We start from the raw sequence: 14,556 nt of genomic DNA, 5'->3' as shown, positions 1-14,556 counted from the left end.
GCATTATTAGTCTAAAGCTGCTTTCAATGCCCATGGCAGAGCGGTTAAGACAATAATGACATGTCTGGCTAAGTAGTCAAATGAAGGAGCTGGGTTTCGAACTGAACCTGGACTTCAACGAAGGCCTGAGTGAAGAAGCTATCGACGCTTTCCTCGAAGCATTCATCAAAGAAGCCATGGAAGCCAACGGCCTGGGCTATGTTGGCGGCGATGACTTCGGTCTGGTTTGCCTGCAGAAGCGTGGCTCGGTCTCCGAAGAGCAGCGTGCTGCGGTCGAAGCCTGGCTGAAAACCCGTTCCGAGCTGACCAAGGCTGAAGTCAGCCCGTTGCTGGACGTGTGGTATCCGGAAAAGCCGATCAACGCGGCTAAGTGATACTGAAAAAAACGGCGACCTGAGGGTCGCCGTTTTTTTATGCCTTGCGCCAATTCAGAATCAGCAGCGTCAACACCCCCGCCACAATCCCCCAGAACGCCGACCCGATGGAAAACAACGTCAAGCCTGACGCGGTGACCATAAAGGTGATCAGCGCCGCCTCCCGTTCCTTCGGCTCATTCATGGCGATGCTCAAGCCATTGATGATCGAGCCAAACAACGCCAACGCCGCAATCGACAGCACCAACTCCTTGGGCAACGCCGCAAAGAGTGCCGCCAGCGTGGCGCCGAACACCCCGGCAATGCCGTAGAACACCCCGCACCACACCGCCGCGGTGTAGCGTTTGTTGCGGTCCTCGTGGGCGTGGGGGCCGGTGCAGATCGCCGCGCTGATCGCCGCCAGGTTGATGCCGTGGGAGCCGAACGGTGCCAGCACCAACGACGCCAGGCCGGTGGTGGTGATCAATGGTGACGCCGGTACCGTATAGCCGTCGGCCCGCAGCACCGCAACGCCGGGCATGTTCTGCGAGGTCATGGCCACCACGAACAGCGGGATGCCGATGCTGATGGTCGCCGCCAGCGAGAAGTGCGGCGTGGTCCACACGGGCGTCGCTACCTCCAGATGAAAGCCGCTGAAGTCCAGCAGCCCCATCAGCCCTGACAAGGCGGTGCCGATGAGCAGGGCCGCCAGCACGGCATAGCGCGGCGACAGACGCTTGATGATCAGGTAGGTGAAGAACATCCCCAGCACCAGCCCGGTACGGTGCTGGGCGGCGACGAAAATTTCGCTGCCGATCTTGAACAGAATCCCCGCCAGCAGCGCCGCCGCCAGTGAGGCCGGAATCCGCTTGACCAGTTTCTCAAAGCTGCCGGTCAACCCGCAGAGCGTCACCAGTACCGCGCAGGTGATGTAGGCACCGATGGCCTCGCCATAACTCACGCCGCCCAGGCTTGTGATCAACAGCGCCGCGCCAGGGGTGGACCAGGCGATGGTGATGGGGGTGCGATAGCGCAGGGACAGGCCGATGCTGCACACCGCCATGCCGATGGAAATCGCCCAGATCCACGAAGAAATCTGCGCGGTGGTCAAGCCGGCGGCCTGGCCGGCCTGGAACATCAGCACCAGGGAGCTGGTATAGCCGGTCATCATGGCGATAAAGCCGGCGACGACGGCCGACGCAGAAGTGTCGGCCAGTGGGCGCAAGGGCGCTTGGGTGGCGTCGGTCATGGAGCGATGATCCTTGTGTCAGGCTTTCTTGTAGGAGCGAGCTTGCTCGCGAAAAACGTCAACGATAACGCGTGCTTCCTGAATAAACGCGGCGCCTGTGAGTTTTTCGCGAGCAAGCTCGCTCCTACAAAGAGGGCGTGGGAAATCGTGGAATCAAGCCTAAACTCAAACGTAACTAGTCATTGCAATACAGCCGAGCCCGCAAACAGCCGTACAGTGTGTTGGCGCAATGGGTTGTGTACAATGTGCGCTGTTTTTAGGTGATACTTGCCAGCGACACGCTGTTGCCGTATTACCGTTAATTCGCCGTTCTCAAACCCGAGTGCCCATGAACGAACAGTTGCAACCTCTCAAGAAACAACCGCGAGCCGGCAAGGCCGGTCGCAGCGGAACCCAGGACGATATCGTCTATGCGCATATCTTCGAGGCGATCCTTGAACAACGCCTGGCGCCCGGAACCAAATTGAGTGAAGAGGCACTGGGCGAGATCTTCGGCGTGAGCCGCACCATCATTCGCCGCGCGCTGTCGCGCCTGGCCCATGAAAGCGTGGTACTGCTGCGGCCCAATCGCGGTGCGGTGGTTGCCAGCCCAAGCGTAGAGGAAGCGCGCCAGGTGTTCATGGCCCGGCGCCTGGTGGAGCGGGCGATTACGGAGTTGGCGGTGCAGCACGCCACGGCCGAGCAGTTGGCCGAGTTGCGCCAGATGGTCAACGACGAGCGCGACAGCTTCTCCCGTGGTGACCGTGGCGCCGGTATCCGCCTCTCCGGCGAATTCCACTTGAAGCTGGCGGAAGCTGCGAAGAACGCGCCGCTGATCAGCTTCCAGCGCAGCCTGGTGTCCCAGACGTCATTGATCATCGCCCAGTACGAAAGCGGCAACCGCTCGCACTGCTCCTACGATGAACACACCCAGTTGATCGACGCGATCGAAGCACGGGATGCGACGTTGGCGGTGAACTTGATGATGCATCACATGGATCACATCGACAGCAAGCTCAACCTCGATGAAGAGAGCGCGTCGGATGATTTGCATGCGGTGTTTTCGCATCTTTTACAGACTAAAAAACCTGGGCGCTCGTCTGTAAAGTTGTAAACCTAATCAAATGTGGGAGCTGGTTTGTGTGGGAGCCGGGCTTGCCCGCGATGCAGGCGCCGCGGTGTATCAGTTACACCGCGGTGATGCTATCGCAGGCAAGCCAGCTCCCACACAAGCCCGCTCCCACATTTGTTTCGATGGTGTATCCCGAAATCAGCGCTGGTGCACGAGCTGCCCGGCTGCATAGGTCTGCAACACCGTCCGATCATCCCCCAGCGTCATCAGTACAAACAACGTCTCGGCAATGTTATTGGCCTGTTTCAGGCGATAGCTCAGCAGCGGCGTGGCGTTGTAATCCAATACCAGAAAGTCTGCATCGGTGCCCGGCTGCAAGGTGCCGATCTTGTCTTCCAGGCGCAACGCCCGCGCGCCGCCCAGGGTCGCCAGGTACAGCGACTTGAACGGGCTCAACCGCGCACCTTGCAGTTGCATGACCTTGTAGGCTTCGTTCAGGGTTTGCAGCAGCGAGAAACTGGTGCCGCCGCCCACGTCGGTGCCCAGGCCCACGTTTAGGTGGTGTTTTTCGGCCATCGGCAGGTTGAACAGGCCACTGCCGAGGAAGAGGTTCGACGTCGGGCAGAACGCGACCGCCGAGCCGGTCTCTGCCAGCCGTGCACATTCGTCGTCACACAGGTGTACGCCGTGGGCAAACACCGAGCGCTCGCCGAGCAACTTATAGTGGTCGTAGACATCCAGGTAGCCGTTGCGCTCCGGGAACAGCTCATTGACCCACTCGATTTCCTGCTTGTTCTCGCTGATGTGAGTCTGCATGTACAAATCCGGGTATTCGCCCAGCAACTGCCCGGCCAGCGTCAGTTGCTCCGGCGTGCTGGTAGGGGCGAAGCGTGGCGTCACCGCGTAATGCAGGCGGCCCTTACCGTGCCAGCGCTCGATCAGCGCCTTGCTTTCCTGGTAGCCGGATTCGGCGGTGTCGGTCAGGTAGTCCGGTGCGTTGCGGTCCATCATCACCTTGCCGGCGATCATGCGCAGGTCGAGTTTCTCGGCCGTTTCAAAGAATGCATTCACCGATTGTGGGTGCACGCTGCCGAATACCAGCGCGGTGGTGGTGCCGTTGCGCAGCAGTTCCTTGATGAAGATATCGGCGACTTCTTCGGCGTGAGCCTTGTCGGCAAACTGGCTTTCACAGGGGAAGGTGTAGGTGTTGAGCCAGTCCAGCAACTGTTCGCCATAGGCGCCGACCATGCCGGTTTGCGGCAGGTGGATATGGGTGTCGATCAAGCCGGGGGTGATCAGCGCGTCCTGGTAATGGGTGATGTCGATATCGGCGGGCAGGCTCGGCAGCAGGTCGCTGGCGTGACCAAGGGCGCTGATCTGGCCGTTGTCGATCACCAGCAGGCCGTCCTCGAAATATTCGTAGGAGGCTTCGATCCCCACGATGGCAGGGTCGGCAATGCTGTGCAGGATGGCGGCACGGTAGGCTTTGCGAGTCAAAGGCATGATCGTCTCGATTTAGATAGCGTGGCTGCGGCGCGAAGCCGGCAGCAGTTTGGCAATAGGTTCGGCGCCGGCAAGCTGCTGGCCGAAATTGGCGTTATAGGTGGCGATGATTTCGCCGGCTATGGAGATGGCGATCTCCACCGGTAGCTTGCCCTTGACCTCGGGGAGGCCCATGGGGCAGCGCATGCGCTGTAACTGCGTGGCATCAAAGCCACGGTCACGCAGGCGGTGTTCAAATTTGACTCGCTTGGTTTTCGAGCCGATCAGGCCGAAGTAGGCGAAGTCGTTACGCTTGAGCAGGGCGGCGGTCAGTTCCAGGTCCAGCGCGTGGTTGTGGGTCATGACGATGCAGTAACTGCCTGCCGGCAAGTCGGCAATTTCGTCGACCGGCTCTTCGCTGACGATTTTACGCACGCCTTGGGGAATGTGCTGCGGGAATTCCTGCTCGCGGGAATCGATCCAGCGCACCCGGCAGGGCAGGCTTGCCAGCAATGGCACCAACGCACGGCCGACATGGCCGGCGCCAAATACGGCGATGTGCGCTTGCGCCTGGCCCATGGGCTCAAACAGCAGCACGGTGACGCCGCCGCAGCACTGGCCCAGGCTGGCGCCGAGGCTGAAGCGCTCCAGGTGGGTGTTCTGCTGGCCGCGCACCAGCATGTCCCGGGCGATCTGCATCGCCTTGTATTCCAGGTGCCCGCCGCCGATGGTGTCGAAGGTGTGCGCGGCGCTGATGACCATTTTGGAACCGGCGTTGCGCGGGGTGGAGCCGAGTTCTTCGATGATGGTGACGAGCACGCAAGGTTCGCCCTGGTTTTGCAGGGTGGCGAGGGCGCTGATCCAGTTGTCCATGTCTACCTCCAGTCAGATCGTTCCCACGCTCCGCGTGGGAATGCATACCGTGACGCTCAGCGTCACTAGAGCGGACGCACAGCGTCCAGGGCGGCATTCCCACGCGGAGCGTGGGAACGATCAACAGCCTTTAGCTCCCGCAACTGCCGCATCTGTTCACACCCCCACAACACCCGCTCGGGCGTGGCCGGCGCATCGATCCTGGGCTGCTGGCGATAGTCAGCCAAACTCGCCACCGCATCCTTGATCGCACACCACGACGCAATCCCCAGCATGAACGGCGGCTCGCCCACGGCCTTGGAATGGAACACCGTGTCTTCCGGGTTCTTGCGGTTCTCTACCAGCTTCACCCGCAGGTCCAGCGGCATGTCGGCCACCGCCGGGATCTTGTAGCTGGCCGGGCCGTTGGTCATCAGCTTGCCCTTGTTGTTCCACACCAGCTCTTCCATGGTCAACCAGCCCATGCCCTGGATGAAGCCGCCTTCCACCTGGCCGATGTCGATGGCTGGGTTCAGCGAGGCGCCGACGTCATGCAGGATGTCGGTGCGCAGCATTTTGTATTCGCCGGTCAGGGTGTCGACGATCACTTCGCAGCAGGCCGCGCCGAACGCGTAGTAGTAGAACGGCCGCCCGCGTGACTGGCTGCGGTCGTAGAAAATTTTCGGGGTCTTGTAGAAGCCCGTGCTGGAGAGCGACACCTGGGCGAAATACGCCTGCTGGATCAACGCTTCGAAGCTGAGGATTTGCTCGCGCACGCGCACATGGCCGTTGCGAAATTCCACGTCCGCCTCGCTCACGTCGTACTTGCGCGCTGCAAATTCCACCAGGCGCTGCTTGATGGTTTCGGCCGCATTCTGGGCGGCCTTGCCGTTCAGGTCGGCGCCGCTGGAGGCGGCCGTGGGCGAGGTGTTGGGCACCTTGTCGGTGTTGGTGGCGGTGATCTGTACGCGGTCGATCTCGACCTGGAACACTTCGGCCACGACTTGCGCCACCTTGGTATTCAAGCCCTGGCCCATCTCGGTGCCACCGTGGTTCAGGTGGATGCTGCCGTCGGTGTAGATATGGATCAGTGCGCCAGCTTGGTTGAGGAAGCTGGCGGTGAATGAAATACCGAATTTCACCGGGGTCAGCGCCAAGCCCTTTTTCAGGATCGGGCTGTGGGCGTTGTACAGCCGGATTGCTTCGCGGCGCTCGGCATATTGGCTGCTGGCTTCCAGCTCGGCGGTCATTTCTTCGAGCATGTTGTGCTCGACGGTCTGGTAGTAGTGGGTAACGTTGCGCTCGGTCTTGCCGTAGTAGTTTGCCTTGCGCACGGCCAGCGGGTCTTGGCCCAGATGGCGTGCGATGGCGTCCATCACCTCTTCGATGGCAACCATGCCCTGGGGGCCGCCAAAGCCGCGATAGGCGGTGTTGGAGGCGGTATTGGTCTTGCAGCGATGGCCGTTGACCGTGGCGTCGCCCAGGTAATACGAGTTGTCGGCGTGGAACATGGCGCGGTCGACAATCGAGTTGGACAGGTCCGGCGAACAACCGCAGTTACCCGCCAGTTCCAGGTTGATGCCATGCAGTCGGCCGTTGTCGTCAAACCCCACGTCGTATTCGATATAGAAGGGGTGGCGCTTGCCGGTCATCAGCATGTCTTCGACCCGTGGCAGGCGCATCTTGGTCGGCTGGCCGGTGAGGCGCGCCACCACGGCGCACAGGCACGCCGGGCTGGCGGCCTGGGTTTCCTTGCCGCCAAAGCCACCGCCCATGCGGCGCATGTCCACCACAATCTTGTTCATCGACACATCCAGCACTTCGGCCACCAGCTTCTGCACTTCGGTGGGGTTTTGCGTAGAGCAGTAGACGATCATGCCGCCGTCTTCGGTGGGCATCACCGAAGAGATCTGGGTTTCCAGGTAAAAGTGTTCCTGGCCGCCGATATGCAATGTGCCCTGGATGCGGTGCTTGGCACTTGCCAGCGCAGCGGCCGAATCGCCGCGCTGGTGAGTGTGGCTGTCGAGCACGAAGTGCTTGTTGCGAAACGCCTCGACTACGTCCAGCACCGGCTCCAGGTCTTCATATTCAATCACCGCTGCCATCGCCGCTTTGCGTGCGGTTTCCAGGTCGCGGGCGGCCACGGCCAGCACCCCCTGGCCGACGAACTGCACGGTGTCGATGGCCAGCAGCGGGTCGCCGGGCATCAGCGGGCCGATGTCTTTCAGGCCCGGTACGTCTTCATGGGTGATGACGATGCGTACGCCGTCGAAGGCATAGCAGGGCGCGGTGTCGATGCTGATGATGCGGGCGTGGGCGCGGTCGGACATGCGCGCATACAGGTGCAACTGGTTGGGAAATTCCAGGCGGTCATCGATGTACTGCGCTTCACCGCTGACGTGCTTGGCGGCGCTGTCGTGCTTGACGCTGCGACCCACCCCAGTGGTGAGGTCCTGGGCAAACAGTGCGGCAAGTTCGGCCTGGGTTTTTACCACGGCGTGATGGTTAGACATAAGCGGTCACCCGAGTCTCGATGTGCGGCGTTTGCAGTTCGATGAAGTATTTGCGCAGCAGGTTTTGCGCACTGAGCAGGCGGTATTCCTTGCTGGCGCGAAAGTCCGACAGTGGGGTGAAGTCACCGGCCAGGGCGGTACAGGCTTTTTCCACCGTGGCCGCATTCCACGTGGCACCTACCAATGCAGCCTCGCAGCGTGACGCGCGTTTTGGCGTAGCGGCCATGCCGCCGAATGCAATGCGCGCTTCGCTGACCACGCCGTTGTCGATCTTCAGGTTGAACGCCGCGCACACGGCGGAAATATCGTCGTCCAGACGCTTGGACACCTTGTAGGCCCGAAACAGCGTGTGGCCCTTGGGCACGATGATGGTCTCGATGAACTCGCTGTCCTGGCGCGCGGTGACGCGGTAATCGATGAAGTAGTCTTCCAATGCCAGGGTACGGCGGGTGTTGCCCTTGCACAGGACGATCTGCGCGCCCAGGGCTATCAGCAACGGCGGCGAATCCCCAATGGGCGAAGCGTTGCCGATATTGCCGCCCAGGGTGCCCTGGTTGCGAATTTGCAGGGAGGCGAAGCGGTGCAGCAGTTCGCCGAAGTCCGGGTATTCGTGGTGCAGCGCGGCGTAGCAGTCGGAGAGGGCGGTGGCCGCGCCGATTTCCAGGCGGTCGTCGAACTGCTCGATGCGCTTCATGGCTTCAATGTTGCCCACGTAGATCATCACCGGCAAGGTGCGGTGGAACTGGGTGACTTCCAGCGCCAGGTCAGTGCCACCGGCCAGCAGGCGGGCTTGCGGGTAGGCGTCGTAGAGGTCGGCCAGGTCGGCGACGGTCAGCGGCACCAGGCAGCGCTTGTCACCGCTGTTGAGTTCACCGGTCTGGGTTGGCGCGATGGCTTTAAGGCGTGCGATGGTTTCAGCCTGGCGGCTGTCGAATTGATCCTGGGGTTTGTTGCAGCAGGCCTGTTCGGCAGCCGCGAGGATCGGGCGATAACCGGTGCAGCGACACAGGTTGCCGGCCAGGGCTTCATGGGCTTTCTGGCTGTCGGGGGCGTCGCTGTTTTTTTGCAGGGCAAACAACGACATCACAAAACCTGGGGTGCAAAAGCCGCACTGCGAACCGTGGCACTCGACCATGGCCTGTTGCACGCTGTGCAGTTGGCCCTGGTGCTTGAGGTCTTCAACGCTGATCAGTTGTTTGCCGTGCAGCGACGACACGAACGTCAGGCAGGAATTGAGGCTGCGATAACGAATCTGCTCGGCGCCTTGCTCGTCGGTGTGCAACTCGCCGACCACCACGGTGCACGCGCCACAGTCGCCGCTGGCGCAGCCTTCCTTGGTACCGGGTTTGCCCACATGCTCGCGCAGATAGTTGAGCACGGTCAGGTTGGGGTCCAGGGCGTGCTCGCTACGGAGTTCCTGGTTAAGTAAAAACTGGATCACGGAAGGCCTCGCAGACTCATTATTGTTGTTAACCGCTTTGCGCCGAATCTAGTCATGTCTGACTTTTCGGTCAATGGTTTTCTGACTTAAGGGTCAAGAAAATGCGGTCGCAACACGTTCAATTATGGTTCAGTCTTCTGGAACCGGCGTTTTTGGCGGCGTACAGGCTTTCAACGCTGCTTATTTCATGCCAAATTCGCCACGGTGGGCGTAGCGCCATCAGCGGGCCAATGCGCTACACTGCCGCGCTTGTACCGATAGCAGATTTTGAAGGGAAAACATGACGTTCAAGGCGCCGGACAGTCTCGCCGAGCAAATTGCTCACCACCTCGCCGAACGTATCATTCGCGGCGATCTCAAGCCTGGGGAGCGGATCCAGGAACAGAAGGTCACGCTGGCGCTCAACGTCAGCCGTGGTTCCGTGCGCGAAGCTTTGCTGATCCTTGAGCGCCGCCATCTGATCGCGATCCTGCCGCGCCGTGGCGCCCACGTCACCGAACTCACCGCGCACAAGGTGCAGAGCCTGTGTACGTTGATGGGCGAGATGTACATCCTGCTTGGCAATGCGGTTGCCGAAGGCTGGCAGACCCAGGCCGACATGGCGCCGTTTCTGCAGATCCAGCAACGCCTTCAATTGAGCCTGGAGCGCGAGGACATCCGCGCGTTCGTCGAAGAAAGCTTTAATGTGATGCGCGCCGCGTACCCCTTCGCCAACAACCCGTATTTGCAGGAAACTGTGGAAAACCTGCAACCGGCGATGAACCGCGCTTATTATCTGGCCCTGGATCAGCGCAAGGCGTCCATGAGCGAGTTCCAGGCGCTGTTCGCGCAATTGCTCGCCGCGGTACTGGCCCGTGACCTGGTGCAGATTCGCCTGGTGCTCACAGCCTATTGCCAGCGCAGCAGTTCGCTGGTCATCGCAGCCTTGGCGGATGCCTAAGCGTGCGGCTCAAGTGCATCAAGTTGGCGGGGTTCAAATCCTTCGTCGACCCCACCACTGTGAACTTCCCCAGCAACATGGCGGCGGTGGTGGGGCCCAATGGCTGCGGCAAGTCGAACATCATCGACGCCGTGCGTTGGGTGATGGGCGAGAGCTCGGCGAAAAACCTGCGCGGCGAGTCGATGACCGACGTCATCTTCAATGGCTCCACCAGCCGCAAGCCGGTGAGCCAGGCCAGTATCGAGCTGGTATTCGATAATTCCGATGGCACCCTGATTGGCGAATACGCAGCCTACGCGGAAATTTCCATCCGTCGTAAAGTCACCCGCGACAGCCAGAACAGTTACTTCCTCAACGGCACCAAGTGTCGCCGTCGCGATATCACCGATATCTTCCTTGGCACTGGCCTGGGCCCGCGCAGCTACTCGATCATCGAGCAGGGCATGATCTCCAAGCTGATCGAAGCCAAGCCCGAAGACCTGCGTAACTTTATCGAAGAAGCGGCCGGTATCTCCAAGTACAAAGAGCGCCGCCGCGAGACCGAAAACCGTATCCGCCGTACCCATGAAAACCTCGCCCGCCTCACCGACCTGCGCGAAGAGCTTGAGCGCCAGCTCGAACGCCTGCACCGCCAGGCCCAGGCCGCCGAGAAGTATCAGGAATACAAGGGCGAGGAGCGCCAGCTCAAGGCGCAACTGTCGGCTTTGCGCTGGCAGGCATTGAATGATCAGGTGGGCCAGCGCGAAGCGATTATTGGCACCCAGGAAGTCAGCTTTGAAGCGTTGGTGGCCGAGCAGCGTAACGCCGACGCCAGCATTGAACGCCTGCGTGACGGCCACCATGAGTTGTCCGAGCGCTTCAATCTGGTGCAAGGCCGCTTCTATTCGGTGGGCGGTGATATTGCCCGGGTCGAGCAGAGCATCCAGCACGGCCAGCAGCGTTTGCGCCAGTTGCAGGACGACTTGAAGGAAGCCGAGCGCGCACGCCTGGAAACCGAATCGCACCTGGGTCATGACCGCACCTTGCTGCTGACTCTGGGCGAAGAGCTGGACATGCTCACCCCCGAGCAGGAAATTACCAGCGCCGCCGCCGAAGAAGCCGCCGCGGCCCTGGAAGAATCCGAAACCACCATGCACGGTTGGCAGGAACAGTGGGACGCCTTCAACCTGCGATCCGCCGAGCCACGCCGCCAGGCCGAGGTGCAGCAGTCGCGCATCCAGCAGTTGGAAACCAGCATGGAACGCCTGGCCGAACGCCAGCGCCGGCTGCAGGAAGAGCGCGTACTGCTCGCCGCCGACCCGGAAGACGCGGCAATCATGCAGTTGAGCGAGCAACTGGCCGAAAGCGAAATGACCCTGGAAGAGCTGGAGGCCAGCGAAGAACAGCAAGTGGAGCGCCTGGAGCAACTGCGCCAGCAATTGCACACCGCGACCCAGGCGCAGCAGCAGGCCCAAGGCGATTTGCAGCGCCTCAATGGTCGGTTGGCTTCGCTGGAGGCCTTGCAGCAAGCCGCGCTCGACCCCGGTACCGGCACCGCTGAATGGCTGCGCGACCAGCATTTGGCCGAGCGCCCGCGCCTGGCCGAAGGCTTGAAAGTCGAAGCCGGCTGGGAACTGGCGGTGGAAACCGTGCTGGGCGCCGATCTGCAAGCGGTGCTGGTGGATGATTTCGGCGGTTTCGACCTGGCCGGTTTTGCCCAGGGTGATTTGCGCCTGCTCAGCCCTGCGGCCGACGGCACGCGGGTGCCGGGCAGCTTGCTGGACAAGGTCGAGGCGGCGATAGATCTGTCGCCCTGGCTGGGCCAGGTCAGGCCGGTGGAGTCCCTTGAGCAAGCCCTGGCCCAGCGCGGGCAGTTGGCGGCCGGTGAAAGCCTGATCAGCCGCGATGGCTATTGGGTCGGCCGCCACTTCCTGCGGGTGCGCCGCGCCAGTGAAGCGGAAAGTGGCGTATTGGCCCGCGGCCAGGAAATCGTCAACCTGAGCGCCGAGCGTGAAGAACGCGAAGCCACCCTGGAAAGCCTGGAAACCGAACTGCAAACCCTGCGCGCCACCCAGCGTCAGCAGGAAACCGGCCGCGAACACCTGCGCCGGCTGTTGCAGGACGAAGCGCGCCAGCAAGGCGAGTTGAAAGCCCAACTGTCTGCGAGCAGGGCCAAGGTCGAACAACTGACCCTGCGCCGCACCCGTCTTGACGAAGAAGTGGCCGAGATGGGCGAACAGCGCGCCCTGGAACACGAACAGATCGGTGAAGCGCGCCTGCACTTGCAGGAAGCCCTCGACAGCATGGCCCTGGACACCGAACAGCGCGAATTGCTGTTGGCCCAGCGCGACAGCCTGCGCGAGCGCCTTGACCGCGTGCGTCAGGAAGCCCGGCAGCACAAGGATCACGCCCACCAGTTGGCCGTACGCCTGGGCTCGTTACGCGCCCAGCATGATTCCACGCGCCAGGCCCTTGAGCGCCTGGAGATGCAGTCCGAACGCCTGACCGAAAAGCGCGAGCAACTGAGCCTCAACCTGGAGGAGGGCGAGGCGCCACTGGAAGAGCTGCGCCTCAAGCTTGAGGAATTGCTCGACAAGCGCATGACCGTCGACGTCGAACTCAAGACCGCACAGATCGCCCTGGAAGACGCCGACCGCGAGCTGCGCGACGCCGAAAAGCGCCGCACCATGGCCGAGCAGCAATCGCAGTTGATCCGCGGCCAGCTCGAACAGCAGCGCATGGAATGGCAAGCCCTCAGCGTGCGCCGCAAGACCTTGCAAGACCAATTGCTGGAAGACGGCTATGACCTGCACGGCGTGCTCAACACCCTGACCGCACAGGCCAACGAGAAAGACGCCGAAGAAGAACTTGAACGGATTGCCGCGCGTATTCAGCGCCTGGGCGCGATCAACCTCGCCGCTATCGATGAGTATCAGCAGCAGTCCGAGCGTAAACGTTATCTGGATGCCCAGGACGCCGATCTGGTTGAAGCCCTGGACACGTTGGAAAACGTGATCCGCAAGATCGACAAGGAAACCCGTAACCGCTTCAAAGATACCTTTGATCAGATTAATGGCGGTTTACAGGCGTTATTCCCAAAAGTTTTCGGTGGTGGCAGCGCCTACTTGGAACTGACGGGCGAAGATCTACTCGATACAGGGGTAACGATCATGGCGCGGCCTCCGGGCAAGAAGAACAGCACCATCCATTTGTTGTCCGGCGGCGAAAAAGCCCTGACCGCACTGGCCCTGGTATTTGCCATCTTCAAGTTGAACCCGGCGCCGTTCTGCATGCTCGACGAAGTTGACGCACCGCTGGATGACGCTAACGTTGGACGCTACGCTCGGTTGGTTAAAGAGATGTCCCAGACCGTGCAGTTCATCTATATCACCCACAACAAGATCGCCATGGAAATGGCCGACCAGTTGATGGGCGTGACGATGCATGAGCCGGGCTGTTCGCGATTGGTAGCAGTGGATGTGGAAGAGGCGATGGCGATGGTGGAATCCTGAGCCACGTCGGAGAGAGAATTTACAGCACGATGTAGGGCGATTTACCGGTCTGGAGAAGGTGGCAAATGGACATATTTGTTCAAGGCATTTTGACAGACGGTGTAAAGTTAGCTTTGGTCGTGCTAGTTTAATGTCAATTTTTCGTGTGCGTGGGCAAAACGTCAGTCAGAACATAGAGTTGGCGCCACGTTTTAAAGCGGTTTGCACGGTGCTAAACCCCTTATTTTTCAGCATTTTTTATTAGAGGCACGGGATTACATGGAAATCGGTCTGCGCGAGTGGCTGATCGTCATCGGCATTATTGTCATTGCCGGTATTCTTTTTGATGGCTGGCGCCGCATGCGCGGTGGCAAGGGCAAGCTCAAGTTCCGTCTGGACCGAAACCTGTCCAACTTGCCTGACGACGACGGCGCCGCCGAGCTGCTGGGGCCACCCCGTGTGCTGGATACCCATAAAGAGCCGCAACTGGACGAGCACGACCTGCCGTCGATGAGCGCGCCGCTGCGTGAAGCCCGTGAGCCGTCGTCCAAGCGCGGCAAACGCGGTAGCGCGGCGGTTGCCGAGCCGCATCAGGGCGACTTGAACCTCGACGTCGATGATGGCCCGAGCTTCAGCAGCCGCGATGACGATTTCCCGGACGAGACGTCCAGCAAGAGCGCGGCACGCCAATCGGTGAACGATCAGCCGGCGGCCGAAGAAGTCCTGGTCATCAGCGTGATCTGCCGCGACGCCGGCGGTTTCAAGGGCCCGGCACTCTTGCAGAACATCCTCGAAAGCGGCCTGCGTTTCGGCGAGATGGATATCTTCCATCGTCACGAAAGCATGGCTGGTAACGGCGAAGTGCTGTTCTCCATGGCCAACGCGGTCAAGCCGGGCACCTTCGATCTGGACGATATCGACCTGTTCAGCACCCCGGCAGTGAGTTTCTTCCTTGGCCTGCCAGGCCCGCGTCACCCCAAACAAGCGTTCGACGTGATGGTGGCCGCCGCCCGCAAGCTGTCCCAGGAACTCAACGGCGAGCTCAAGGACGACCAACGCAGCGTGCTTACCGCCCAGACCATCGAACACTACCGTCAGCGCATCGTCGAGTTCGAGCGTCGCGCCCTGACACAGAAACGCTGAGGATCGATCTTAAGCGTTGTCTGTAGAATCCGTGCACTAACATATTGAGCAGCTTCGGCTGC

10 protein-coding genes are annotated in these 14,556 nt (G+C 61.0%); 5 read left to right on the top strand and 5 right to left on the bottom strand.

The genetic code is table 11. From position 1 onward, the window contains the following. Nucleotides 1-80 precede the first annotated feature (80 nt). Nucleotides 81-374 carry a 50S ribosome-binding protein YggL gene (locus V8689_RS20735; protein ID WP_434520587.1) on the top strand — a complete coding sequence of 98 codons (294 nt, stop codon included), beginning with the start codon at nt 81-83 and terminating at the stop codon, nt 372-374. Nucleotides 375-411: 37 nt separating this feature from the next. Here the strand turns inward: V8689_RS20735 and V8689_RS20730 are convergent, their stop codons facing one another. After that, a complete protein-coding gene (locus V8689_RS20730; protein WP_019820510.1) occupies nt 412-1,602 on the bottom strand; it encodes a benzoate/H(+) symporter BenE family transporter in 1,191 nt (396 codons plus the stop codon). A gap of 328 nt (nt 1,603-1,930) precedes the next feature. Here V8689_RS20730 and V8689_RS20725 point away from each other — a divergent pair, with 328 nt between their 5' ends. Then, nucleotides 1,931-2,695, top strand: coding sequence for a GntR family transcriptional regulator (locus V8689_RS20725; protein ID WP_014719469.1), 765 nt, complete (start codon nt 1,931-1,933; stop codon nt 2,693-2,695). Nucleotides 2,696-2,851: 156 nt separating this feature from the next. Here V8689_RS20725 and guaD read toward each other — a convergent pair whose 3' ends face one another. From guaD to xdhA, 4 genes are all read right to left on the bottom strand, one after another. Further along, nucleotides 2,852-4,156 (bottom strand): guanine deaminase, encoded by a 1,305-nt coding sequence (gene guaD, locus V8689_RS20720; RefSeq protein ID WP_056786689.1) that lies wholly within the window; start codon nt 4,154-4,156, stop codon nt 2,852-2,854. Nucleotides 4,157-4,168: 12 nt separating this feature from the next. Beyond that, on the bottom strand, nt 4,169-5,008 hold the full coding sequence (gene xdhC, locus V8689_RS20715) for a xanthine dehydrogenase accessory protein XdhC (protein WP_056786686.1): 840 nt from the start codon (nt 5,006-5,008) through the stop codon (nt 4,169-4,171). 65 nt (nt 5,009-5,073) lie between these two features. Further along, complete coding sequence (gene xdhB / locus V8689_RS20710) at nt 5,074-7,500, bottom strand: xanthine dehydrogenase molybdopterin binding subunit (protein WP_056786683.1); 2,427 nt, start codon at nt 7,498-7,500, stop codon at nt 5,074-5,076. Then, on the bottom strand, nt 7,493-8,941 hold the full coding sequence (gene xdhA / locus V8689_RS20705; RefSeq protein WP_056786681.1) for a xanthine dehydrogenase small subunit: 1,449 nt from the start codon (nt 8,939-8,941) through the stop codon (nt 7,493-7,495). Before xdhA ends, xdhB begins: the two co-directional genes overlap by 8 nt. Before the next feature lie 280 nt (nt 8,942-9,221). Here xdhA and V8689_RS20700 point away from each other — a divergent pair, with 280 nt between their 5' ends. The 3 genes from V8689_RS20700 to zipA all read left to right on the top strand — a co-directional run bounded on the left by V8689_RS20700 (nt 9,222) and on the right by zipA (nt 14,494). Then, a complete protein-coding gene (locus tag V8689_RS20700; RefSeq protein WP_044275079.1) occupies nt 9,222-9,881 on the top strand; it encodes a GntR family transcriptional regulator in 660 nt (219 codons plus the stop codon). A gap of 2 nt (nt 9,882-9,883) precedes the next feature. Then, nucleotides 9,884-13,372 (top strand): chromosome segregation protein SMC, encoded by a 3,489-nt coding sequence (smc, locus tag V8689_RS20695; RefSeq protein ID WP_056786678.1) that lies wholly within the window; start codon nt 9,884-9,886, stop codon nt 13,370-13,372. 258 nt (nt 13,373-13,630) lie between these two features. After that, nucleotides 13,631-14,494 carry a cell division protein ZipA gene (gene zipA, locus V8689_RS20690; protein WP_032895820.1) on the top strand — a complete coding sequence of 288 codons (864 nt, stop codon included), beginning with the start codon at nt 13,631-13,633 and terminating at the stop codon, nt 14,492-14,494. Nucleotides 14,495-14,556: the final 62 nt, after the last annotated feature.

The organism is Pseudomonas sp. AK181, assembly GCF_051122975.1.
GTDB classification, from domain to species: domain Bacteria; phylum Pseudomonadota; class Gammaproteobacteria; order Pseudomonadales; family Pseudomonadaceae; genus Aquipseudomonas; species Aquipseudomonas lactis.
This window is presented reverse-complemented; position numbering and strand designations above follow the sequence as displayed.

What these genes read in the sequence shown, in the direction of transcription:
- xdhC (WP_056786686.1), bottom strand. Translation starts at nt 5,008, where the DNA reads ATGGACAACTGGATCAGCGCCCTCGCCACCCTGCAAAACCAGGGCGAA.
- guaD (WP_056786689.1), bottom strand. Translation starts at nt 4,156, where the DNA reads ATGCCTTTGACTCGCAAAGCCTACCGTGCCGCCATCCTGCACAGCATT.
- xdhB (WP_056786683.1), bottom strand. Translation starts at nt 7,500, where the DNA reads ATGTCTAACCATCACGCCGTGGTAAAAACCCAGGCCGAACTTGCCGCA.
- V8689_RS20735 (WP_434520587.1), top strand. Translation starts at nt 81, where the DNA reads ATGAAGGAGCTGGGTTTCGAACTGAACCTGGACTTCAACGAAGGCCTG.
- zipA (WP_032895820.1), top strand. Translation starts at nt 13,631, where the DNA reads ATGGAAATCGGTCTGCGCGAGTGGCTGATCGTCATCGGCATTATTGTC.
- V8689_RS20730 (WP_019820510.1), bottom strand. Translation starts at nt 1,602, where the DNA reads ATGACCGACGCCACCCAAGCGCCCTTGCGCCCACTGGCCGACACTTCT.
- V8689_RS20725 (WP_014719469.1), top strand. Translation starts at nt 1,931, where the DNA reads ATGAACGAACAGTTGCAACCTCTCAAGAAACAACCGCGAGCCGGCAAG.
- V8689_RS20700 (WP_044275079.1), top strand. Translation starts at nt 9,222, where the DNA reads ATGACGTTCAAGGCGCCGGACAGTCTCGCCGAGCAAATTGCTCACCAC.